15 protein-coding genes are annotated in these 24,821 nt (G+C 37.9%); 12 read left to right on the top strand and 3 right to left on the bottom strand.

Features of this window, described 5'->3' with window-relative positions; all coding sequences use genetic code 11:
- Nucleotides 1-20: 20 nt before the first annotated feature.
- On the bottom strand, nt 21-383 hold the full coding sequence (locus D1Z92_RS01655; RefSeq protein WP_128893915.1) for a hypothetical protein: 363 nt from the start codon (nt 381-383) through the stop codon (nt 21-23).
- Between the two features lie 694 nt (nt 384-1,077).
- On the opposite strand from D1Z92_RS01655, the gene D1Z92_RS01650 reads away from it, so the two are divergent.
- The 12 genes from D1Z92_RS01650 (at nt 1,078) to D1Z92_RS01595 (ending at nt 22,681) form a co-directional block, all read left to right on the top strand.
- Nucleotides 1,078-2,223: an aminoacyl--tRNA ligase-related protein gene (locus D1Z92_RS01650; RefSeq protein ID WP_128893914.1), complete on the top strand. Its 1,146-nt coding sequence runs from the start codon at nt 1,078-1,080 to the stop codon at nt 2,221-2,223.
- Nucleotides 2,224-2,568: 345 nt separating this feature from the next.
- On the top strand, nt 2,569-2,850 hold the full coding sequence (locus D1Z92_RS01645; protein WP_164931397.1) for an acyl carrier protein: 282 nt from the start codon (nt 2,569-2,571) through the stop codon (nt 2,848-2,850).
- Between the two features lie 29 nt (nt 2,851-2,879).
- Nucleotides 2,880-3,728 carry a 3-hydroxyacyl-CoA dehydrogenase family protein gene (locus tag D1Z92_RS01640; protein ID WP_164931396.1) on the top strand — a complete coding sequence of 283 codons (849 nt, stop codon included), beginning with the start codon at nt 2,880-2,882 and terminating at the stop codon, nt 3,726-3,728.
- Nucleotides 3,729-3,770: 42 nt separating this feature from the next.
- Nucleotides 3,771-4,007 carry an acyl carrier protein gene (locus D1Z92_RS01635; protein WP_128893912.1) on the top strand — a complete coding sequence of 79 codons (237 nt, stop codon included), beginning with the start codon at nt 3,771-3,773 and terminating at the stop codon, nt 4,005-4,007.
- A gap of 52 nt (nt 4,008-4,059) precedes the next feature.
- Nucleotides 4,060-5,187 carry an acyl-CoA dehydrogenase family protein gene (locus D1Z92_RS01630; RefSeq protein ID WP_128893911.1) on the top strand — a complete coding sequence of 376 codons (1,128 nt, stop codon included), beginning with the start codon at nt 4,060-4,062 and terminating at the stop codon, nt 5,185-5,187.
- 32 nt (nt 5,188-5,219) lie between these two features.
- Nucleotides 5,220-6,275, top strand: a complete 1,056-nt coding sequence (locus D1Z92_RS01625) for an HAD-IIIC family phosphatase (protein WP_128893910.1) — start codon at nt 5,220-5,222, stop codon at nt 6,273-6,275.
- Between the two features lie 22 nt (nt 6,276-6,297).
- On the top strand, nt 6,298-7,554 hold the full coding sequence (locus D1Z92_RS01620) for an ACP S-malonyltransferase (protein WP_128893909.1): 1,257 nt from the start codon (nt 6,298-6,300) through the stop codon (nt 7,552-7,554).
- Between the two features lie 11 nt (nt 7,555-7,565).
- Entirely contained in the window at nt 7,566-8,285 is a 720-nt protein-coding gene (locus D1Z92_RS01615; protein ID WP_128893908.1) for a thioesterase II family protein, read from the top strand.
- On the top strand, nt 8,282-17,989 hold the full coding sequence (locus D1Z92_RS01610) for an SDR family NAD(P)-dependent oxidoreductase (RefSeq protein ID WP_128893907.1): 9,708 nt from the start codon (nt 8,282-8,284) through the stop codon (nt 17,987-17,989). The genes D1Z92_RS01615 and D1Z92_RS01610 overlap by 4 nt, the downstream gene beginning before the upstream one ends.
- Before the next feature lie 81 nt (nt 17,990-18,070).
- On the top strand, nt 18,071-19,849 hold the full coding sequence (locus D1Z92_RS01605) for an ABC transporter ATP-binding protein (protein WP_128893906.1): 1,779 nt from the start codon (nt 18,071-18,073) through the stop codon (nt 19,847-19,849).
- Between the two features lie 52 nt (nt 19,850-19,901).
- A complete protein-coding gene (locus tag D1Z92_RS01600; RefSeq protein ID WP_164931395.1) occupies nt 19,902-21,770 on the top strand; it encodes an ABC transporter ATP-binding protein in 1,869 nt (622 codons plus the stop codon).
- Nucleotides 21,767-22,681: an ACP S-malonyltransferase gene (locus D1Z92_RS01595; protein ID WP_128893904.1), complete on the top strand. Its 915-nt coding sequence runs from the start codon at nt 21,767-21,769 to the stop codon at nt 22,679-22,681. The genes D1Z92_RS01600 and D1Z92_RS01595 overlap by 4 nt, the downstream gene beginning before the upstream one ends.
- Before the next feature lie 40 nt (nt 22,682-22,721).
- On the opposite strand, the gene D1Z92_RS01590 is transcribed toward D1Z92_RS01595, so the two are convergent.
- Nucleotides 22,722-23,762 (bottom strand): hypothetical protein, encoded by a 1,041-nt coding sequence (locus D1Z92_RS01590; RefSeq protein WP_128893903.1) that lies wholly within the window; start codon nt 23,760-23,762, stop codon nt 22,722-22,724.
- A gap of 132 nt (nt 23,763-23,894) precedes the next feature.
- Nucleotides 23,895-24,500: a transposase gene (locus D1Z92_RS01585; RefSeq protein ID WP_128893902.1), complete on the bottom strand. Its 606-nt coding sequence runs from the start codon at nt 24,498-24,500 to the stop codon at nt 23,895-23,897.
- Between the last annotated feature and the right edge of the window lie 321 nt (nt 24,501-24,821).

Below are 24,821 nucleotides of genomic sequence, written 5' to 3'. Positions count from 1 at the left end.
TATCTAAATTCCATACCCATCTATTTATAAAATATGCTCTGGTTAAGCATATTTTTTTTAATCCAATAGTCCAGCTCTTCTATAGAAAAATATTTTTCTTCGAATACATCTAAATATTGAATATAATCGCTTGGTTCATATCCACGTCCAGCTAATTCTTTATTATTTAAATGTATTTCTTGTATTCTTAGTAATCTAGCGAACGTTTCATCATCCATGTTCATATAATCTGCTGCTTCTTCCTGTGTCAATAGTGCTTTTCCTCTATCAACATGATGGTCAGAGCACATATCTGTGTTCATATTTATACCGATAAAAACTCCAGCCAATATGATGGAACATGCTAAAATAACGGTGCATATCAAATTCATTTTATTTTGCATTGGTTTCACCTCTGAGAACATAATTCAAACAATAATTGGAACTGGTAAGTCAACTAATAGCCTATACCATTTTTTTGAAATTATCAAGAACTAAAACTATGTTAAATTAAATGATAGAAGTTTACGCCTCAGGTGCCAGGCGTAAAGATTGTGATGTGGAAATTTGGTGATTTATGTTTAAATATGCTTGTTATTAACATAGTTAATGAAATAGAAATACTACATAAAAGTATATATTATGTTTTTTACTGATAAATATAATTATTTTTAATTATTTGTAACAATTTTCTACTTTATGTTGACAATTTAGTTATTTGAAATTATTATATTGACTATAGAAATTACTATAACCTTATAAAATATTGTAAATCATTTAACTTACATTACATATATGTTATACATCTGCATGATCTCCTTAAATAGTTAGACACTCCTATTTATATCTTTTCATAATACATCATTCATATCATTAAATTTGTTTTTATAACATAATATTCCTTTTTTGGACATTCGTTTTACAACCCTTTTCATTACATCCATACCAAATTAATCTCTAAATAAACAAAATATAAAACTAAAATGATTATTTCATATAAAAGAATAAGCAGTAATTTTACACTACCATTTTTTAAAGTCGTTTATGCTGACATCTATTTTAGAAATCTATTGATACTAATGAAAGGAGGTGAAAAACATGAAGAGCAATCTAGTAACGGATACTTCATTCATGAAAAACAAATATGACATTCCTGATCATTTCAGTGAAGACAAACTTCAAGAATTGATAGAAAGAGCAAGTTATTTGAGTGATGAAATCAAGCGAGTTGAATATGACAATGAAGATCACACATTAGTTATACATCATCACCCACAGCTGTCCACAAAAATAAGTGAGTCTTTAGCAAAACTCATACATTCTATTCAACGCATGAAATTGATTGCGCCAACAGTGTTGGAGAGCAATGTGGACAGCATACCTTCTAAGCGAGTGAAACAGACAGAGAAAGCAATACATGCTGAATTAGATGTACTTGACGAATCTAAAATGCAGTTGCTGTCTAAGATCGATGATTTGATTAAAAAAATAGGTGCCTCCCGACAGCCTATTACAAGAAATTATCCTACTTTTTTAAGTGATCATAACTTGAAGAAAAACAAATATCATATTCATTTTCCACAAAATATCGTTGCTTTATATCAGATGCCACATGATTATACATTAATTGAGTCTGTGCGCCAAAAAAATAATGGTGATCATATATTACACGAACATATGAAATCTAGTGGGGGAATTCTAAGACCTTGTATTTGTTATCACGTGTATGAAGAGTTGGAACATTCCTCTACAGATAGTGCCATGTATAGTAGTGCTGGGACATGTTTCCGTAATGAAGTACCTTGGAAATTAGATGCATTTAGAAAAAAAGAGTTTAACATGAGAGAGTTTGTAGTGGTTGGTTCGGAAGAAGAAGTGAAGCGTACGCGTAATGAAATGATACAAGAAGTTTGGAGTTTGTTTAACTATTTAGGTTTAGAAGGGAAGATTGAATCCGCAACAGATCCTTTTTTCTTTTCGGGTGACATGAATAAAATCACACATCAACTTATGGCAGAAGCCAAATACGAGTTGAAATATAAAAGGCAGAATGGTTCCTATAGCTCTATAGCATCATTTAATTTCTGCGGTGATCATTTGTGTGACGCATATGATATTACACATAAGGAAAGTGGACAGCATCTGTATTCTGGTTGTATCGCGTTTGGTTTAAACCGCTGGATGTCTGCTATCATCGATTACTACGGTGAAGATCCTGCAGCTTGGCCAATTGTATTACAGTAAAGTGTAATGTTGAATAGCAAAGAAAAAAATGAAGACCGCATAGATTACTGTCGTTTTGATGCTTTTCATGCAATTGTGCAAACGATTTAACAAAAATAAGTTGCATATCATTACTTTTATTACAGTGAAATAACGTAAAAAAAGCTGTAAATACAACCCTATGAAGTTTAAAAATTCTAAATTCCAAAAAAAATGCGCAATACAAGTCAAACTAATGAATTGCAAACTAAAACAAAGTGTAAAAACGATATAATTTTGTCATTTTAAGTGTGCAAACGTTTTAACTCATGATGCAATGAAAATGGGAATGACATGAGTGATGACACATATTGGAGGGAACTCACATTGAAAAGTGATGATTCATTGAAGATCAATGATTCATGGACAGAACATGTACTTGTTTTAATTGAGGAAACGCTTAGTGAAGTGATGGGTAAACACATCAGTATAGCACTTGATTTAGACTTAGAAAAAGAAGGCATCGATTCTATTAAAATTGTTGAATTTATTTTAAACATGGAAGAGCAGCTAGACATAGCGATTGACGATGCAGATTTAAAAATAGAGAACTTCAAAAATATAGCATTAATTGTCGAATTATTCAGAAAATATAAAGACGAAGCGTAATAACAGTTTTAAACATGAGGTGATGAAGCGTGAATAAAATTGGAGTAATTGGAGCAGGAGTGATGGGTAGAGGAGTAGCCTCTAACTTCGCGCAGTCAGGTTATAAGGTACTGTTAATTGATATTGCGGAACATATTCTACAAGAAGCGCGTGAGGAAATATACAACAACGTGCGGTTCCAAGGCCTGTTTAAAAAAAGTGAAAGTGCAGTAGATCCAGACGAAGTATTATCTCATATTACATGCTCAACAGACTATGACCTATTAGCAGGTGTGGATTTCATCATTGAGAATGTGGCAGAAGAATGGGATATCAAGCGAGAGGTGTATAAACAACTAGACAGCATTTGTCACAACGATTGTGTCATTCTTGCTAATACTTCCTGTATATCGATTACAAAAATTGCAGCATTAACGAACCGAGCTACACACATTATCGGGGCGCATTTCATGAATCCTGTCCCAATGAAAGCGGCGGTAGAAGTCATTCGTGGCCATCATACAGCTAAATCCACTATCGATCGGACGAAAGAGTTGCTGCTGTCCCTAGGTAAAGAATCTATCATTGTCGATGATTACCCGGGGTTTGTATCTAATCGAATATCCCATTTATTTATGAATGAAGCAGCGTTTGTGGTGCAAGATCAAGTTGCTTCACCGCAGGCAGTAGATGATATTTTCAAAAAATGCTATTCGCATACGATGGGACCATTAGAAACAGCAGATTTGATTGGATTAGATACTGTTGTTAAATCATTGGATGTGTTATACGAAAGCTATCAAGACCCTAAATTCCGTTGTTGCCCATTGTTAAGAAAAATGGTGGACGCTGGACTGCACGGTAGGAAATCAGGTCAAGGATTTTATACGTACGCGTAAGCTTAAAATTTTAATTTTCAGATGATGAAGGGAGATTTAAATATGGAAACGACTAATGTGAAGGTGAAGCAATTTTTAAGTAAATTTTTTAGAAAACATGAATTACAGGATGATGAGGATATATTCTCTCTCGGCTTTGTCAATTCTTTATTTGCGATGCAGCTCGTTATGTTTTTAGAAAAAGAGTTTGGAATTAAAGTGGATAATAAAGATCTTGATATGAGTAATTTTAAATCTATTAATGCGATATGCGAATTAGTAGATCGTAAAGCTAGTTAAGTTATATCCATCCATTTGCTGAAAACATATCTTCAATTAGGGAGTGCGATACATGGAGTTAACAGAAAAGCAATTACAATGGAAAGATGAATTTAGAGCCTTTGTAGATGAGGTCGTTGTACCTCATGCAGATGTGCATGATCGTGAGCAATACTTGGAACCACAAGTGATACAAAAAATGAAAGAGAAAGGGTATCTAGGTTCCATGTTGGAAAAGAAATACGGTGGAATGGAGCTCGATTGGGTCACGATTGGGATCTTAAATGAAGAAATAGGACGAGGCTGTTCATCCGTTAGAAATTTACTCACCGTTCATGGAATGGTAGCCTTGGCGATCTTAAGATGGGGAAGTGATGAACAGCGAAATCATTGGCTTTCTACCATGGCAGCAGGCGAGAAGATCGGGGCGTTTGCATTGACTGAACCTGAGGTTGGAAGCGATGCTAAAAATGTACAAACGACGGCTGTTTTGTCTGACGATCATTACGTACTGAATGGGCATAAAAAATGGATTACGATGGGGCAAATCGCGGATGTTTTCATCGTGTTTGCACAGTGTGAAGGCAAACCTACCGCTTTTTTGGTGGAAAGAGACAGTCCAGGACTTACCACTACTCCGATTGACAGTTTGTTGGGATCAAGAGGTTCGATGCTAGCGAGTCTACACTTTGAAAATTGTAAAATCCCAAAAGAAAATATGGTAGGCACAGTGGGTATTGGTCTATCTCATGTAGGTTTACATTGTCTGGATTATGGCCGATATACCGTGGCTTGCGGATGTGTTGGTTTAGGACAAGCTTGCTTAGAACAGTCTCTCCAATATGCCAGAAGCAGAAAACAGTTCGGTTCTGTTTTAGGAGAAAATCAATTAATTCAAAAAATGTTGACCGAAATGACAGTAAACGTGAAGGCTGCGAGGCTGTTATGTTATCACGCAGGTCATTTAAAAGATCAGATTGACCCTGATTCTATTATGGAGACGTGGAATGCTAAATATTTTGCTTCGAAAATGGTGAATCAAGCAGCAAGTGATGCAGTTCAAATTCATGGAGCCAATGGTTGCAGTGGTGATTATCCAGTAGAAAGGTATCTACGTGATGCTAAAATTAATGAAATTATTGAGGGAACAACACAAATTCACGAAATGCTGATCTCAAAAAACTCATTGAGAAATACATAGCCACGTAAAAATACATGTTGGAGGTATGAACAATGAAATCAGAAAGCACCGTAGTGAAAGAGAAGCAAAAAATAAAATGTATCGTATGGGATCTGGACAATACCGTATGGGATGGCGTACTACTTGAAGATTCTAATGTGACCCTTCGTCATGGCGTGGTAGACATTATTAAAACACTAGATGAGCGGGGGATTTTGCAATCCGTTGCTAGTAAAAATGAACACCATGCAGCGCTAGAAAAGCTGGAAGAATTCGGACTAAAAGAATACTTTATTTATCCGCAAATTAATTGGAATGCGAAATCTTCCTCCATGTTGGCCATTGCTGAAGCGATTAATATAGGAAAAGACACCCTTGCATTTGTCGATGACCAGCCGTTTGAAAGAGAAGAAGTACAATTTGCACTTCCAGAAGTGCTTTGCATCGATGCAAACGATTTATCACAACTTTTAGACATGCCTCAGCTTCATCCCACCTTTATTACGGATGATTCGAAAAATAGAAGAAAAATGTATATGTACGATATAGAGCGAAAAAATGTAGAGGAAAACTTTGTTGGAACACAAGAGGAATTTCTAGCTTCACTGAACATGAAATTTACCATCTCTAAAGTGGGAGAAGGTGATCTACAGCGCGCAGAGGAGCTAACGCAACGAACGCATCAGTTAAATACAACAGGCTATACGTATGATTATGATGAAATTGACGCACTGAGAAAATCGGACTCCCATTTGTTGCTTATATCCGACTTGGAAGATAAGTATGGCACTTACGGCAAGATTGGACTAGCGATTGTAGAAAAGGGACAAGCGGTATGGACGATAAAACTTCTACTCATGTCCTGTCGGGTTATGTCACGCGGTGTAGGAACCGTCATGATGAATCACATTATGCACCTTGCAAAAGAAGCCAATGTAAAGCTGCGTGCTGAATTTGTAGTAACAGATAAAAATAGAATGATGTATGTGACGTATAAATTTGCAGGTTTTAAAGAAGTACAGGAAGACAATGATACGGTACTTTTTGAAAACGATCTGTCTGTTATGCAACCGCTACCTGATTATTTAACGCTGACGGTTAAACCATAATTAATGCAAAGAGAGGGACTTTATGATGGATAAATTCGCATTTATTTTTCCTGGACAAGGAACGCAGTTTACACAGATGGGGAAATCGTTTTATGAACAATACCCTATTGCAAAGCAAACTTTTGAAGAAGCGAGTGATGTTTCTGGTATGGACGTTGCTGATCTATGCTTTAACGGAAGTGTGAGCAGTATAAATGAATTTAACAATATGCAGCTAGCTATTTTAACGACGGAGCTTGCTATATTTAGATCGTACATGGATGACTACGGAGTGTATCCTCAATTTGCTATCGGGCATAGTATTGGTGAATATGCTGCCCTTGTGAGTGCTGGTGCAATAACGTTTGCAGATGCGATTCAAATAATGGAGAAGCGGGGGGACTTAATTAACGACATACTGCAAAAAGATATGGGTCATATGACGATCGTTGAAAAAACGAATCATGAAATGATAGAGAATAGTATACAAGAAGCAAATGCACAAGGCAGCGTGTTTATTGCTTGTTTTAATTCTAATAGTCAATATGCAATCAGCGGGCTACATGACAAGCTGGATCTTGTAGAACAACGATTACTGGATAAAGAAGCGGTAGTATCTCCATTGTTTAGCAGTCCACCTATCCATTCCCCGATCATGAACGAAGCTTGTATGGAGTATTTGGAATTCCTCGAAGATATTGAATTTCATCCTTTCCAATTTCCTATTATCTCTAACTACACGGGGGCTCCTTTATCTGATCCGAAAAAAATAGCAAAAAGCTTAACCTATCACCTCACTCATCCTGTGTTGTTTGCATCTTCTATGGATGTGCTCCATCGATATGGCGTGACCTCCACGATTGAAATGAGTCCGAAATTGTTATTAAGCGAATTCATCAAAGAAAATGTACCGAGCATGAAAACGTATTGTTACGGCTTGTTTCAAGATAAGCAAAGGTTGGATCAAGTTGTTTCCAATGATACGAATTTTGAAAAAGATATGCCGAACTTTGCAGGAAGATGCCTCAGTATTTTAGTATCTACCGAAAACAACAACGACAATCAAGAACAATACAAACAAGTCATTCAAATCTATGAACATATCAAAGAAAAATACAATACAGCATCGCAAGAGGGCCACCGCTATGCTGATGAATTGCAATCAGAAATGCTAAATAAATTAATACAAGCATTACAGATTAAAAAGTTGGAACCAGCACAAATAAGAGAATGTGTGAAAAGGTTGCTGGATGAAACGAACTCATTCTACCGTTTTGCTAATGTACTTCAAGCATTGTGAGGGATCGTCTAATGAAATTGTTTTGTATTCCACATGCAGGTGGATCCACGATAGCATATAACGTTTGGAAAAAACACTTAGATGAACATATCGAGTTTGTTCCCCTAGATCTGCCAGGTCACATGCCTCGCATTCGAGAGCCATTAAGTGACAGTATGGAAGAAATCGTGACAGATCTTACACATTTGATAAAGAAAAATCTCAATGGTAACGAACCGTATGCAATATATGGACATAGCATGGGGGGAATGTTGTTATATTTCTTATACTTTCGATTAGTAGAGGAAGGCCTTACGCTTCCTGTAAATTTGTTTTTTTCCAGTCGCTGGCCACCGTATCACAACAATAAAAAAGCGTATTACGATTTAAGTAACGAAGAAGAATGCAGACATAGATTAATAGAAATGGGAGGCTTTAGCCCAGAAGTTTTAAATAACAAAGCGCTGCTAGATTATTATTTGAACGTGCTCATTGCAGACTATCATGTGATTCAAAGTGTAGGTACATGCAAGCCAGATAAAATGTATGTCGATATGACGCTGCTATGGAGTGACAACGAACCCGATATCGCAGACGAAGACATTTACACATGGAAAAAATCCGCAGGGAAGGGCATCACGTTTGTGAAAATGAAAGGTTCACATTTCTTCCCTACAGAAGAGCCAATGAAAACGACCAACATCATTAATACAACGTTACGAAAATACATGGAAAGAGGGATCGTGTCATGAAAAATAACCAAGTTGATCATGCAGTATATAAAGACGATGATATAGCGGTTATTGGCATCGGAATGAAAATAGCCGGTACGAACAGCTTGGAAGAGTATTGGGAAGTGTTCGAAAATAATATCGATCTTATTCGAGACTTGCCTCAGCATCGTCAAGATGATTTAGAATATCTTTCCTATATTTATTCCCTAATGATGCCGAGCCTCGGTGGAGACGTTAAATATAACAAAGTCGGATATTTAGATCGAATTGATGAATTTGACTATGAATTTTTTAAATTGCCGCCTATTGAAGCACAGGTGATGGACCCGATTCAACGCATTTTGCTTGAAACAATTTACCATGCCTTCGACGATGCTGGATATACTTCGGAAATGTTGAACGGATCAAAAACTGGTATTTTTATCGGATATACACCGGGCTCATCGAAGGATAATTATGCTACTAATCTTTCGCATAACAGCCCAGACTTAATTAAATATTCGAACGTGGGTAATATGCCGTGTATGGTTCCTTCCCGTGCATCGTACTTATTGAACTTAAAAGGGCCTACTATGGTTATTGATTCTGCTTGTTCTTCCTCCTTAGTTGCCATTCATGATGCATGTTCCAGCATCAACAATGGAACTTGCTCTATGGCGATAGCTGGAGGTATTCGATTACATTCCTTCCCTATCGTTTACGAAGATACAAATGTAGGGTTTGAAACGGATGACAATAAGACGAGAACATTTGATAACAGTGCAAGCGGAGCGGCAATAGGAGAAGGATCTGCTGTTGTTTTACTGAAACGGTTAAAAGACGCGGAGCGGGATAAAGATCATATTTATGGTGTCATAAAGGGAGCGGCTGTAAATAATGACGGTGCATCTGCAAGCATTACTGCACCGAATCCAGCTGCCCAAGCAAATATTATTTTGGATGCAATACAGTCATCAGGCGTTTCTCCAGAGGAAATAGACTACATTGAAACACACGGCACTGCAACCGCGCTTGGAGATCCGATTGAGTTTCGTGGACTAGCAAGAGCGTATGAGAAATTTACGGATAAAAAACAATTTTGCGGATTAAGCTCCTCAAAAAGTAATATCGGTCACTTATATGAGGCAGCTGGCGTTGCTTCGTTTATTAAGGCATTGGCGGCGATGAAACATAAAAAAATACCTGGTGCAAGTCACTTCAATATTCCTAACCTTAAAATAGATTTTTGCGATTCTCCATTCTACGTCAATGACCAAACGAAAGACTGGGATAAGGAAGGACTGCGAACATGTGGAGTCAGCGCTTTTGGTATTAGTGGCACTAATTGTCATGTCATTTTACAAGAATATGAAAACAAACAAAGTGAGCCGCTCCCTGAGCAGCATCTACTAGGCATTTCTGCTAAATCGGCTGAAAGTATGTCTTCCTTAATTACAGCCTATAAGCACGATCTAGACACAACAGATGTAGATGTGAATCTGTTTGCGGCAAATGTAAATCGCTATCGCACGCATTATGAACTAAGATTAGCCATTGTATTTTCTGACAAGGATGATCTAATCGATATTTTAAGTCAACTAGCTGAACGTGAACCTTTAGCATGGGCTAATATTTCAGGTGTGTATTACAACCACGATCAGAAAGCAATGCAAATGGACTACAAGCGTATTCGCTCCACCTTAAAGCACTGTAATGAGAAAATGATGCAGCTTATGAAAGGGGATGCAAGCCCTTCTATCTACGATGACATTCGTTCTGATCTTACCTATTTAGCCGAGGTGTATAGTCACGGTGCGAAGCTTGATTGGAAATCATTTTACAATGAGATAGAGCCAAGCCACATTCCTATTCCTCATTACCCATTTAAAAGAACTCGTTGCTGGATACCGACCAAGAGTAGAGATAGTGGAGATTGGTATGAAATGGAGGAAAGGTTAGGTCTGCGTCAAGGGAGTAATGAAGCAAGTAACCAATACTCCAGTGGCGAAGCTAGTGAGGCCTCAACGCATGAAGGAAGCGCGCAAACAACAACGATGCTCTCTTCTCCAGATCGTAATAAGCGTAACGATGCTCATGCTTCTCATGTGGAAGTTGCAGCTACGACTAGCAACTTAGCAGATGTATCAAATGTATATGAGGATGCAACCGATTCTGATATGTACTATGAACGTAATTTTGTAGAAGCAGAAGAAGTGGGGGATAGTAGTGATCTAAGTAGATGCTTACTTGTTCATACTACTAGTGACGATGTAGAACCACTATATGAAAGCTTACAGCAACGATTCTTCGAAGTGCAGAAAGTTCCTATTGATACAGAAGAAGCAGTCAAAGTCGGAATTGAAAAATATTTTACACAGTTATATAGGGAGAATACGTTTGAAGAAATTTCTCATATCGTCATTGCGGATTTATTTGCTGGTCAAGCGGTTGAATCTGCTCAGCAATTGCTAAATATACAAAAAATGCAGCTATTAAACATCGTAGGTCTTTATCGCGAATTTTCCAACTATGAAAATGTCATCAAAGTAACCCCAATACTAGATAGCTGTTTTCAAGTTACAGGTGAGGAAAAGTTAAATCCAAACCACGCTCCTGTATTTGGTTTGTGTAAATCTTTCAACAGAATGTTTAAGAACATCACCTCCGTCTGTATCGATAAAGATGTGGAAACAGAGTGGATTAACATCGTAAATGAAATTTGCGGACGCTCTAAAAAAGATATCGTTCTCTACCGCAACAATAAGCGTTATTACGAAGGATTGCAAGAAGTCGGATTGCAATCAAGCCATGAACAACCGCTGACCATCAAAGACCAAGGTGTGTATGTGATTAGTGGTGGTTTAGGTGGCATTGGTTTTGAAACGGCGAAAGAAATGACGAATAAAGCGAAATCGATCACGTTAATTCTCGCAGGTCGTACGTCGTTACCGGATACAGCGGAATGGGATAACATAGTCCGTGACGATCCAGACAGTGATATGGCAGAAAAAATAGAACGCATGACAATATTGCAAGCTAAGGCACAACATGTCGCTTACTATGCACTGGATATTGGTGATGTGGATGCTGTTCAATCGTTGGTGGATGACGTGAAATCCACGTATGGAAATATCAATGGGGTCGTTCACGGTGCTGGAATTAGTGGAGGCATTACGTTTGAACAACTCAACGAAGAGCATTTTACTAACATATTGAAACCCAAAATTGTGGGTACGTATGCTTTGGATCAAGCGACGAGGAATCACAATCTAGACTTCTTCCTCATGTTCTCTAGCATCTCTACTATATTTAGTAGTGCTGATTTACCGGGTTACATTGCAGGCAACATCTATTTAGATAGTTATAGTGACTATCGCAATCAGCTATGTTCGGGAAGAAGTATTACTGTAAATTGGTCCACATGGTCTGAAGTCGGTATGGCTGTGAAATCTAATTTTACTATCGATACTTTATTCCAGACGATTAAGACAAAAGAAGCGATAAGTGCCCTATTTTCACTTTTAGAAGTAAAGAAAGGCTCCTACGTTATAGGTGAATTAAATTTAAAAGATAAAATCTCTATGCTGCTCAAAACGTATCCGATGCAGTTGTCTCCGAAAATTGAAGCGGCTTTACATGCTGGAGTAAAAGGAAATGGTAGCTCCAATGCATCCAGTCAAGACCATAGCAGTGAAAAGTATGCTGATGTGGAGCGTAAACTCATTGAAGTTTGCTGTAAAAACCTTGGCTATGATGAAATTAACGTTAACCATAACTTCTTTGAACTCGGTGCAAATTCTATTTTGCTATCGATTATATTTAGAGATCTGAATGACATCTTCCCTAATGTGTTACAAGTGACAGATCTTTTCTCTTACCCTACGGTAGCTTTATTAGCGGAACATATTAGTAGTAATATGGAAAACGTGGATCTACCTGAAGTATCTCATCCATCAATGTCTGCTACAACGAACACCCAAGCCGATCACAGTACTGTGAAACATGAATGGAAAGAGGAACCAAAACCAGAACCAAAACCAGAACCGAAACCAGAACTGAAACAAAACATGTATAGCAAAAACAACTTCAATGAAGTTAGCGACGTGCAGCGTGAGACGCCAGCCTTTACAGCAGTGTCACCGCAAGTAAAGCCAACTCAAGTGAAGGTGAAAGAAGTCACTGCGTATGATGAACATGAACAGGATGCAGTTGCCATCATCGGTGTTGGAATGGAACTTCCGACTAGTAATAACCTGGATAGTTACTGGGACATTTTAATCAACGGTATTAACACCGTTCGTGATATTCCTTCAGAACGATCCGTTGATTTGGAAAAACATCTACGATTCAAAAATCACGATGAAGACAAAATAAAATTCCGCAGATGTGGATATTTGGATGAAATCAATAAATTTGATCCTACATTTTTCGGGATTTCCCCTCGTGATGCAGCATTACTTGATCCGGTGCTTCGTATTTTTCTAGAATGCTGTGCCAATGCCATCGATGATGCTGGATATGGAGCAGATGGTGTAAAAGGCACCAATACAGGTGTATTTTTAGGCTATACCGCTAATCTTGGAAATGCATACAACAGATTGCTGACCGAAGTAGATCCAAAATTGTTCAACGATGCATTGCCAATTGGACAAGTCAGCATGACAGCGAGTAGAGCCGCATATTTCTTTGACTTAAAAGGGCCTAGCATGGTTATCGATACAGCATGTTCTTCTTCCCTCGTATCTTTGCATATGGCAGCTGAACAAATCCGATTCGGTAAATGCGACATGGCACTAGCCGGTGGAGCTTCTATTATGGGTATCCCGTTAGATGATGGAACAGGGGTTGGCTTTGAATCACCTGAAGAGAAAACACGTGCCTTTGCCGATCAATCTAGCGGTTCCGCTATAGCAGAAGGCGTGGGTGTAGTCATGCTTAAATCGCTGAAAAAAGCACAGGAAGATGGAGACTCCATTTACGCTGTCATCAAAGGAAGTGCGATTAATCAAGATGGAAGTTCGTTTGGTATTGCAGCACCTAACTATTTGGCTCAGTCCGAAGTGATTCAACAAGCATGGGCAGATGCGAATGTAGCGGCTACAGATATTAGTTACATCGAAGCGCATGGTACGGGAACACAGCTTGGTGATCCGATTGAAATAAGAGGGATCAACCATGCATTTAGCACCGCTACGGATGAAAAACAAATATGTGGTATCGGTTCTGTCAAAACGAATTTTGGACATGCCAACGAAGCAGCGGGAATGTGTGGCTTGTTTAAATCCATCCTTATTTTGCAAAATAAAGTGATTCCACCGAGTCTAAACTTTAAAACACCGAATCAAAACATAGATTTTATTACTTCTCCTTTATACATCACAGATAAAGTGACACCGCTCAAGGCGAAAGGGGAGAAGGCGAAGATTGGTATTAGTGGCTTCGGAATGAGTGGAACGAATGCGCATCTTATATTAGAAGAAGCACCAAGCACAAAAGCTGTTCCAGTTAAAAAAGATCATAAGAAACAAGATTGGGTCTTTACCGTATCGGGAAGATCAGAGCAAGCGGTGTTTAGACTTATTGATCGTTATACCACCTATGTTCGCGAGTATAAACAGCTGCATCTTGCAAATTTCAGTAGCACGTTAAATAGAGGGAGAAGGCATTACGCTTATCGTTTGGCGTTTACGTATCGTAACCAAAATGAGTTGTTAACGAAGCTAAAAAAATTACAGCAATGCACATCGTTCCAAGATATTCAACATGATTGGGTTCACGCTGGCCAACATGCCATTGTTCCAGAAAGTAAAAAAGAAAAATTCCCTCATGAGCTCACGTCATCAGAGCAGCAGCAATGGAATGATGAAGCATATCGTATGTGTCAGCACATTCAGCAACATACCGCAGCAGCGTTGGAAGATATCCTGCGCATGTATATTCGCGGTGCTAACGTACCATGGCATTTAATATACAGTGCACCATACCAAAAGCTACATTTGCCTACGTATCCGTATGAGCGTAAACATGTATGGTACAGTCTTCCTGACCTTCCTCAGAAGGTTCAAAAAGTGGAAAAGGAAAAAACATTATTCGATCACTTCTTCCATCATAAAAAATGGATTGTACAAGATGAATTCACCGTCAACTTACCAGCAAAAGATCAAGTGACTGTTGTTATTCATCATAACCAAGACGGTCATGTACATCCTATTTCAGATCGTATTAGAAAAAGAGGAGCTCGCGTCATGGATGTATTTGCGTCACACGATGCTTTTCAGCAAGTAGATGAAGATACGTTCCAAATACAAAATGATATCGATGACTTTAAGCAATTATTCACTCAACTCTCTGATCACACGATTCATAGCATTGTACACGCTGGAGCATTGCAAGATGTGAATATTGAACATGTCGACGAGATGTACGAACAATTTGACCATGGATTTTTCAACGTCGTGAATGTAACGAAGGGACTGCTTAAAGCTCGCTTAGATCAAGATATAAAGCTCGTCGTTGTCGCCTCTTCCGCTTATCGCATTTCAGAACAAGAGCGTCAGTTATGGCCACACAATGCAACCGTACTGAGTTTAGGAAAAGTTATCGAATTAGAAAATCCAAACATCCATTGTCGCGCTATCGATACGGACCTAGAAACTTCCGTAGATACTATTGTGGATCAAATTTTCGCGGATCACGATATGCATGTAGTGGGTTTACGTCAAGATCAAAGTTATGTCGAAGAGTTTAATGCAGTGGATGTCATGCCAGAAGTAGACCATCGCATTGTTGAAGGTGGAACGTACATTATTACGGGCGGTACATCTGGTATCGGGGTGCAAAATGCCAAGATGTTCAGCAGACAAGCGAATTGTAATTTGATTTTATTAAGTAGAAAAGGATTCCCTGATCCATCTACATGGGATGAATACGAACAGCAGGAAGACTACAAACAAAACATACAAGACTTTAAAGAAATATTACAAAGCGGCTCTACGTTGGAATTCATGAAATGTGATATTAGTCAAGCGGATGACGTACAACACATGGTAGATTCCGTGCGTAAGAAATACAACAGCATTAACGGTATTGTTCATTGTGCAGGGGTTATCGATCCAGGTTTCATGTTTAGAAAAGAAAAAAGCAGTTACTTATCCGTACTTGCACCGAAAGTGTTAGGAACGTGGTATTTAGATCAATGTACACAGCAAGATAATCTAGATTTCATCTTACTGCATTCCTCCAATGTAACGGACGCAGGTGAATCAGGACAAAGCTGCTATATGGCTGCCAACGCCTTTTTGGATGCTTATACTGATTACTTACATGCACAAGGCAGAAATGCGTACACCGTAAACTGGGTGGCTTGGAAAGAAACGGGCATGGCGCATAAGCAAGGAACGAACGTCGATACTGTCACGAGAGCAATTACGAATGAAGATGCAACGAACTATTTGTATCAATTGATCAAGAGTAGCCCGCAGCGTGTTGTGATCGGTCAGTTTAACGAAGAAATTGATTTTGTTCCTCTTTTACAACAAAGTCGCAATGCCATTTCGCCTGATTTCACAGCAAAAGTGTTCCAGTATGCGTATCAAACGCAAAAAGTGGAAGCAGCAGCAGCGACGGAAACAGCAAGTTCTGTTGCGGTATTAACCCCACCTCCTGTTCAACAAGAGCAACCTACAGTCATCCATGTAGAAGAGGAAGTAACATTAACGGGAAATGTCGAGGGGGTGTATACACCTACTCAGAAAAAAATAGGAAAAATATATTGCGACCTGCTCGGCTATGAAGAGGCTGATATTTACGAAGGATTTTTCGAAATGGGAGGCGACTCCATACTCCTGACAGAAATGCATGACATTATCGATAAATTATATCCGAACGTCGTCAAGATTGCCGATTTATTCGAATTTGATTCCATTCATAGTCTTGCAGAGTATATTGAGCCGCACGTCCAAGAAGAAGAGGCTGAAACGAGCCAAATTACACAGCCGGTAGATAATGTACAGCATACGCCCAATGCACAAAGTACCGAAAACGTACAAACCATCGAAATTACATTAAAAGGGAAAGTAGAAGGGGTATATACGCCTGTCGAACAAAAGATTGGTGAACTGTATTGCAAGTTATTAGGTTATGAAGAAGTGGATATATATGAAGGTTTTTTCGAAATGGGAGGCGACTCGATACTCCTGACAGAAATGCATGACATTATCGATAAGTTATATCCGGGCATCGTCAAAATTGCCGATTTATTTGAATTTGATTCTGTACAAACGCTATCTGAATATATCAGTTCTACTGTCGAAAAAAAGGAAAGTAAAGAAAATAAAGCGAGTCAACAAATGACGGATAGTAAAGGGAGTAAAGAGATCACGGAAACAGAAGAAAGTAAAGGTAAAGAGAGTACGGGAAACAAGAAAGAGCCTGAAAAGAAAAAGGCGATGGAAAGCAAAGAACAAAAAGAAAAACAAACGGTATTCGAGTTGAGTAGTCCACAAAAACGAATTTACACCGACTATCGATTTGCTGCGAACAAACATGTATACAATATCGGCTTTGTATTAAATAGATCGAAGACGGATGACGTGTATGAAGATTTTGTTGCCCATGCGAACGAGTTTTTCAGTCAGCATGACATGCTGCGAACGACATTTAAAACGGTAAACAGAAAATTGATGCAAGTTGTCAATCCGATGCAGCCTATTGATATCGACCATGTCAAAGTGGATTCGGTAAACGATATTGACTACAAACAATATGTAAAAACATTCAAACTCAACCAGTACCCATTGTTTCATTTAACTTTATTCGAAGCACCAGATGGTAAGATGTTATTCTTTGACGTTCACCATATTTTGCTGGATGGGTATTCAACAACCATTTTACAAGAGCATATTGAAGCCTATTCTACAGATACAACACCTGCCAGTGACATTACCCCATATGAAAAATATGTGGAGTTTGAGAAGGTGTTTCACAAGTCTGATGAATACAAATCGATGAAAGACTATTGGAAAAAGCAACTGAAAGGATTTGACTTCACAACTCCTTTTCAACATAAAGGAGAAGATCAAGCAGAGGATGCTGGCTATGGCCATACATCTATCACGCTAAATACAGATTTGACAGATCGTCTATCTCATTTTGCGAAGTCAAGAAAGACAACGATATTTAACATTTTCTTAAGTGCTTATGCTCTTACACTGTCTAAATTTACAGAGCGAACGGACATCGCCTTGTTGACTCCAGTGTTGAATCGCTACTTGCCTGAATTCAAACGTGCATTGGGCGTGTTTACTAACCTCATTCCTATCAGAATAGATGCGCAATCACAACAAACATTGGATGCATATATAAAAGAGGTAACGCTCACGACAATCAATGGACTGAAAAATCAATTTTATCCGTATGACCATCTCATCAAAGACTTCAAAAGTAAAAAACCAGCATTTTATTTCTACATTGATTTTGAAGACAACTCGTTGAAAAAATTTAGAGAGACGCAGGATATTCCTTATGCGATCAATATACCTAAATTCGCATTAGATTTAGAAATTAAAAATTTTAATCAGCAATACCATGTTATTGCTTCCTATAAAAAGAACGCGGTATGTGAGGAAGAAGTAGCAACGTTACTTGAACAATTCGTTACCTATTTACAAGAGCAATGTAAAGAAGAACACACCCAGCAATCCTTAGACACATTGCACTCACTTACAATGACATCAGTTGAATAGAGCCATGTCATACCATGTGCTGAGGGAATGCAAACAAGCCTAGCATTTCCTCAGCTGTTATAGGAGGCTGAATGCGTAAAAATGAAAATTATGGGTAATCTAGCAAGCTTGTATAAACTCGTTTTTATTAACAGTAAAATTTATTTACTCATTTCATTACTGCATATTATAAGTAATGCAGTTGCACCTTTCGTGACCATTATCTACTTCAAATACTTATTGGATGCGCTGCAATTTGGTTATGGACTGCCTTACATATTGAAAATTACGCTCACGATGATCGCCATCCATCTCGTCGTGACCAACACACAAATATACACCAAGAGTGCAACGACACTGCACTCCAAGTGGCTTCTCGTCCCTCTCACGGCGATGTTTTGTCAGAAGTCCATTGAGATGGATTACAAATATACGGAAGATCAAACTATCATTGAAGAAATGAATCGAGCTTCGTTTGTACTAGCAAATGGTGACAACTTGGAAAAATATTTAGAAGCCGTAAATGGTATATTTGTCGCGATCATTCAATTAGCATTCATCACCATATTAGCAACGTTGTTAAACCCACTGCTCATTATCTTCGTGTTAGCAGTGTCTGTCATCAATGCCTTCGTTAGTTTATGGGTACAAAGAAAAAACTACAGTCTTCATCGCGAGTCTTTACCAGTAGATAGGAAATGGCGTTACATTATCGATCTCGCTACGGATTTGAAATTTGCAAAAGAAGTACGCTTATTTCAATTGAAAAATTTTGTTATTCGAAATGGTGATGAAAATAGAAGTGCATTTTTCTCTTACTTTGATCGAACGAATGGAAATGAAAGAAAAGGGTTGTTAATCAACACCATTACGAACATCTCACAGGAAGTCATGGTACTGATCATCTTGGCCTACGCGGTCATTTTTAGAGGATTAAGTATCGGTAACTTTGTCGTGTTAATGAATGGTATTCGTCAATTTAGCGATAGCTTTCGTGCATTGTTCGAGCAAGTCGTTAATTTGTATACGATCAACAACTATATAAATGATTTTTTCGTCTTTATGAGCCGTAAGAGTGAATTAAGAAATCCTGCTAGTAAAATCAAAATAAAACCAGGAAGCCCAGCAGGTAAATTTGAATTAGTGAATGTTTCTTTCCATTATCCTCACAACCCGAGAATGATTTTGAAAAATGTTAATTTAACGATTGAAGCGGGAGAGTGTTTGGTCATTGTCGGTGAGAACGGTGCGGGGAAGACGACGTTAGTGAAATTGCTTATGCGACTTTACGATGTGACGTCTGGAGAAATTAAGTACAACGGCATTAACATTAAACAGTACGATTATGACAGCTATATGTATGCATTAGCTACCGTGTTTCAAGATTACAAAATATTTGCCGTTAGTGCATATGAAAACATCACCTTCAAACGTAACGATCATGACCCTTATGTACAGTCATTGTTGCAGCAAAATCAGTTGCTGGAAAAAATAAAATCACTTCCACATCAAGAAAATACCGTGTTATCCAAAAGGTTTGAAAGTGATGGTATTGAGCTATCCGGTGGACAAGCACAAAAATTAGCTTTTTGTCGCGCCATGTACAAACAGAGTCCTGTTCTCATTTTAGACGAACCAAGCGCTAGCTTATCACCGATTGCGGAAAATGAAATGTATATTGCATTTGCCAAAGTCATTCAAAATAAAACGACGATTTTTATTTCCCACCGCTTAAGCAGCTCTACAATCAGCGATAAAATATGTGTGCTAGATGATGGTGAAGTGGCGGAGTATGGGACGCATGAGGAATTACTAAAGCAAAAAGGACTGTATCACCATATGTATGAACTTCAATCGCGTTATTACAAAGAAAGCGTATAAATAAGGACATACCTTTGTTGTATTCCACGCTTCCATGATCGGAGGAAATCGCTTGAGCAAATTACTTGCATTAACAAAAGAAATGATGGTTTACTTCCATAACATATTCCGTTTATATCAAAAAATATGGACCTTCGATAAGCTATACGTTGTAATCAGTGGGCTTTTAATCGCGATGAGAGTGATTCATCCCTTTAACGGCATTTTATTTTTAAAATGGATTGTTGATGAGTTAACCGGGCAAGCAAGATTGCCTGAAACTTTGCTGCTTATTGGCTTAATGTGTGGGATTGAATTTATCATCCGTTCTTTGGACAGCATATTTTGGACGTATGAACAGAAAAAGATTTTACGTTTCAAGACGAAGTTTTTAAAAGAAATTAATTTGAAAACGATGAATCTATCGTATCAACAAATAGAAGATCCGCAAATGATAGACGATAGACAAAAAGCCATGGAAATATTTTATCCTGGACAAGCTCATTTTATGGATTTGCAAAACACAATTATTGATTCCAAACAACTCATCGTCAATACATTGCAGTTATTTGGTGTCATCGCTATTCTACTCACACTTGGTCCTGTCATCTTTATCGTGCTATTACTGACGTATTTTGTGAGTTTAATTTTAAATACGATAGCTTCGCATAAAGAATTCAATGTGTGGAGCAACTCCCTCGTTCATATTGGTCGTCGCATTGGTTACTTTCAAGAATTGTCTACCGATTTCGCCTATGCGAAAGAGATGAGAATGAATCAATTAGGGCAGTGGATTGAAGATAAGATGCAGTATTATTTCAAACAAGTGAAGAAAGATGTCACCAAAGCCGTTCATGCTTTTACATGGATGAATATCATTTCGAATACGCTTCAAGTTATCGTCAATGGCGGTGTATATTTCTACATCGGATGGCTTGCGTATAACGCTGTCATTTCATTGTCGGAGATTGTGGTATACATGACGAGTTTAGGTGTATTCGTCAATGCCTTGTTTGGGATAACGGCATGTATTATTTCCTTGCAGAAAGCGGGAATGCATTTATCCACCTATTTTAAATATTTACAAACCGTTACGTTAAATGAAGCGCAGCAACAAGATGATGAAAGCACCCAAGATAGTAACTGGAGTATAGACCCTAAACAGGAAATTAAAACTTCAATAAAAATAGAGTTCGTTGATGTTTGGTTTCAATATCCGAATCAAGAAGAATATACACTCAAGCATATCAACCTCACGATAAACCCAGGTGAAAAGTTAGCGATTGTAGGGGAGAACGGTGCAGGTAAAACGACATTAATCAAGCTACTGTTAAGGTTATACAAACCGACTAAAGGAAAAATTTTAATCAACGGTACAGACATTCATGACCTTCATTTTGACGACTATACGAATTATATTACGGCCGTTTTTCAAGATTTTAATATACTCAACTTCTCATTGCTGCATAATATTGTTTTTGACAATGAATATTCAGATGAAAGTATTGCAGAAATCATCAGAGACTTAAATTTAGAAGATACGATAGAGAAACTACCACACCATCTCCATACGGAATTGGGACGTTTATTCCATCAGGAAGGAGTAGAATTATCTGGGGGACAGCAGCAGAAATTAGCGATTGCAAGAGCGTTGTTTAAAGACTCTCCTTTTATAGTACTGGACGAACCGACAGCGATGCTCTCTCCAAAAGCGGAATACGAAATTTATACCAATTTCTCTGGACTAACCAAAGATAAAACTACGGTGTATATTTCTCATCGCATGTCTAGCTGTCGTTTTTGTGATCGTATCATCGTGATGAAAATGGGTGAGATTATCGAAATCGGAAGTCACGAGCAACTGATGCGAGAGAGGGGAGAATATGAAAGGCTATACACAACGCAAGCTGAGTTTTACAAAAATTTGGAGGTTGCTAAATGATAAACAATAAGAAAATGGCATGTCTTTTTGGAGGACAAGGTTTGCAGTATATTGGAATGGGCAAGGAGTTTTACGATCGTGACGAAGATTGTCGACAATTGTTTGCAACCGCCAGTGACGTGATGGGATATGATATGGCAGACTTATGTTTTCACGGACAGGAAGAAATATTTGAGCGGGAATGGTATTCTTTGCCTAGCATGTTGACAATAGATTTGTGCGCCTATACGTTAGCATTGAAGGAAGGATACTCCTTTCAAGCTTTAGCTGGGTTCTCGCTTGGTGAATATGCGGCATTAGCAGCTGCTAATGTGGTCACGATACCTGATGCATTTGAGGTTGTGAAGCAGTTAGTTTTAGCTTCTGAATCCCATCTACAAGATGGAACATACGGCATGGCAGCTGTAAATATGCCTATGGACATGTGTGAAAACATATGTGCTTCCATCCAAAATGGATACGTTAAAATTGCAAACTACAATTCTCGCAAGCAAGTGACCATCGCGGGTACGCAAAAAGGGCTAGATCGCTTCGAACACATTGCTACCGGATTAAATATGAAATTCATGCCGATTAAAGTCAATCGTCCATACCATTCCACCCTCATGCAAGCGGCATCAGAGCAATACTACAATGAAATAAAAAGTATCACTTTTTCCGATGCTTCCATCCCTATCTATATGAATGTAGATGGTAAGGTAGAGACGAGAGGAGAAGAGATACGATCCAAAGTCGTGAAGCAATTGCGTTCCCCTGTGATGTGGTTGCAGATTATGGAGCATTTGCACGCAGCTGGTTTTCAGTACTATGTAGAATGCGCATTGAACAGTGTACTGTGTCGCATGGTCAGAGATACATTAGGTGTTAGTCAAGAGCAAACGATATTTTTAAACAGTAAAACCACTGCGTGATAAAGCAATGGAGAAGGGTAAAGGGAACAATGGTGAAAGCTTAGAAAGCTTCCGTTAAACATTGTTCTAGAAAATCCTTCTCCATTTCTGCTGTTTGCTGCAATTTATCAAGAATACTAGTAACATATTTGGAATGGTTATGAAGTGAATACCTCACAAATAAATTACGCATCGCTAATGCTAAATCTTCTATTTCTTGACACTGTACTAATAAGTTACCGTGAGCACCGTTCCATTTATGATCGTGAATATATTGAATTCTTTTTGTCATTAATAGTTTATGTTCATATAGAATATGCAGAAATCGGATGTCATACGGTACCTCACCTGCTAAAAAGGATCGAAAGTATTTTTCTATGTAGGAATAGCAGTCCATACCATATACGCAATGAGAAGGAGGTTGTTTGATCGAGGCGAATCGTTCGAAGGAATTGCTTCCATTCAAATATTCCGTCAGCGACTCTCGAACTAATTTGTAATTAAATGCATAAGATGCATGTGGATTTCGTTCAAATAAAGTAATAGTGGAGAATACATCGAAACTATCACTATAGGTGTTCTGATCCATACTGGCATGCATGATGTCTTCCACGGAATTGTACGACTGCATCAATGCCTCGTAAGATATTTGAATCGGTTTGAAAATCATCTTTTCATCATAGCCAAGCACATCAAACGTTTGAGCGTCATCGTCATAACCAAAAATTAAGTTTTCATGTAGGAAATGAGACTGATGATACGTTCTCCTTCTCGGTATATAGTACTCATCTAAATAAAGGTAAATATATTTTTGCTCATCGATAAAATACTTCAAAGTGGATAACATATCTTTTTGTACATGGTGTAACGTTTTTCTTGTTATTTTTTCCATTTTGAGCCACGGTGATTGTTTGAAATCAAAGGAGAATAAAGTATAGGGGATAGGAGAATTAGCGTAATCCATTTCTAAATTCGTCTGAATAAAATTGCTTAGTATCCAAGGACTTGTTTGTTCGTTGTATCCGATAATACTGAGGGGGAAAGCGTAAAACAGATATCCTTTTATAATTGGCTGGTGGTGTTCCAATCTATTAGCTGGCATATGACTCACTCCTTACAGTGATTTCTCTTTTTTTATTTCACGCATGTCATTCATTTAACATCATGATATATATGGTTATTATATCCAGTCATAGATAGACAAGCAATACCGAATAAAAAAGGTGTTCGTCTGTTAATACCTTGGCTTGAGCCATTCACCATCCAAAATAAAAGCGCCTTTGAATCTTCCTTTCTCCAGTTGATCCACAATATATTTTTCATTTGATTCGAATGCAGACATTAAGTCTTTTATAGTTAAATATTGAGATCTATCCACCTGACTTGGGGGAAAGATAGCAATATCAGCTAGATGATGGATAAAATAATGTATAAAGCTCTCATTCATATTGTCCATACGCAACACATCGTTGTAACTTAATGATAAAATAGTACTTAAAACATTGCTTCTGGCCTGTAATTGTATCGTGTTAACGATGGTCAAATATTTTCTTCTCATACTGCCAAATAAAAACAACAAAGATTGATTCATGTAATGAGCTTGAAAAGCACATAACTTTTTAATAGGCACATTCGGGTTCGTTACTAATATCTTTTCTAATCTATCATATGATGCCATAGAGGCACCGTTATCTTGTGTATACGCTTTCTTCCAAACATAAATTGCTGTTGAGCTTACTCCGTATTTTTGGCTCAATTCATTGACGGAAGCTCCCGCATGGTATTGATCCACTATGATAGACTTCATGGCGTTATTATATCGTTTTTGTTTGAAGCTCATTTTATGCACTCCCTTTCTGTGGTTAGCATAACTACAGTTTTATGGAAAAGGATAAATTTAACTATTCATGAAACAGGTGATGCATACGATATATACTTTAAGCGCTTTGATTGATGGAATTGAATCCATATACAAATACGATTTTATACATTAATACATGTTTTTCTTAGTCAGTGGACTTGTTGTACTTGCATGTAAGGTGATAAAAGTGAAGAACTAGTTCATGTTTTTACCTATTCCTTAATATTTCTACCAATAATTTTAATAGATGTGACAATAATCACCTTACTTCGACATAACTTTATTAGTATAATGTTAACA

It is taken from the genome of Longirhabdus pacifica (assembly GCF_004115085.1).
Classification (GTDB): domain Bacteria; phylum Bacillota; class Bacilli; order Paenibacillales; family DSM-105158; genus Longirhabdus; species Longirhabdus pacifica.
This window is presented reverse-complemented; position numbering and strand designations above follow the sequence as displayed.

What these genes read in the sequence shown, in the direction of transcription:
- D1Z92_RS01635 (WP_128893912.1), top strand. Translation starts at nt 3,771, where the DNA reads ATGGAAACGACTAATGTGAAGGTGAAGCAATTTTTAAGTAAATTTTTT.
- D1Z92_RS01655 (WP_128893915.1), bottom strand. Translation starts at nt 383, where the DNA reads ATGCAAAATAAAATGAATTTGATATGCACCGTTATTTTAGCATGTTCC.
- D1Z92_RS01590 (WP_128893903.1), bottom strand. Translation starts at nt 23,762, where the DNA reads ATGCCAGCTAATAGATTGGAACACCACCAGCCAATTATAAAAGGATAT.
- D1Z92_RS01650 (WP_128893914.1), top strand. Translation starts at nt 1,078, where the DNA reads ATGAAGAGCAATCTAGTAACGGATACTTCATTCATGAAAAACAAATAT.
- D1Z92_RS01605 (WP_128893906.1), top strand. Translation starts at nt 18,071, where the DNA reads ATGAAAATTATGGGTAATCTAGCAAGCTTGTATAAACTCGTTTTTATT.
- D1Z92_RS01630 (WP_128893911.1), top strand. Translation starts at nt 4,060, where the DNA reads ATGGAGTTAACAGAAAAGCAATTACAATGGAAAGATGAATTTAGAGCC.
- D1Z92_RS01620 (WP_128893909.1), top strand. Translation starts at nt 6,298, where the DNA reads ATGATGGATAAATTCGCATTTATTTTTCCTGGACAAGGAACGCAGTTT.
- D1Z92_RS01615 (WP_128893908.1), top strand. Translation starts at nt 7,566, where the DNA reads ATGAAATTGTTTTGTATTCCACATGCAGGTGGATCCACGATAGCATAT.
- D1Z92_RS01625 (WP_128893910.1), top strand. Translation starts at nt 5,220, where the DNA reads ATGAAATCAGAAAGCACCGTAGTGAAAGAGAAGCAAAAAATAAAATGT.
- D1Z92_RS01610 (WP_128893907.1), top strand. Translation starts at nt 8,282, where the DNA reads ATGAAAAATAACCAAGTTGATCATGCAGTATATAAAGACGATGATATA.
- D1Z92_RS01595 (WP_128893904.1), top strand. Translation starts at nt 21,767, where the DNA reads ATGATAAACAATAAGAAAATGGCATGTCTTTTTGGAGGACAAGGTTTG.
- D1Z92_RS01585 (WP_128893902.1), bottom strand. Translation starts at nt 24,500, where the DNA reads ATGAGCTTCAAACAAAAACGATATAATAACGCCATGAAGTCTATCATA.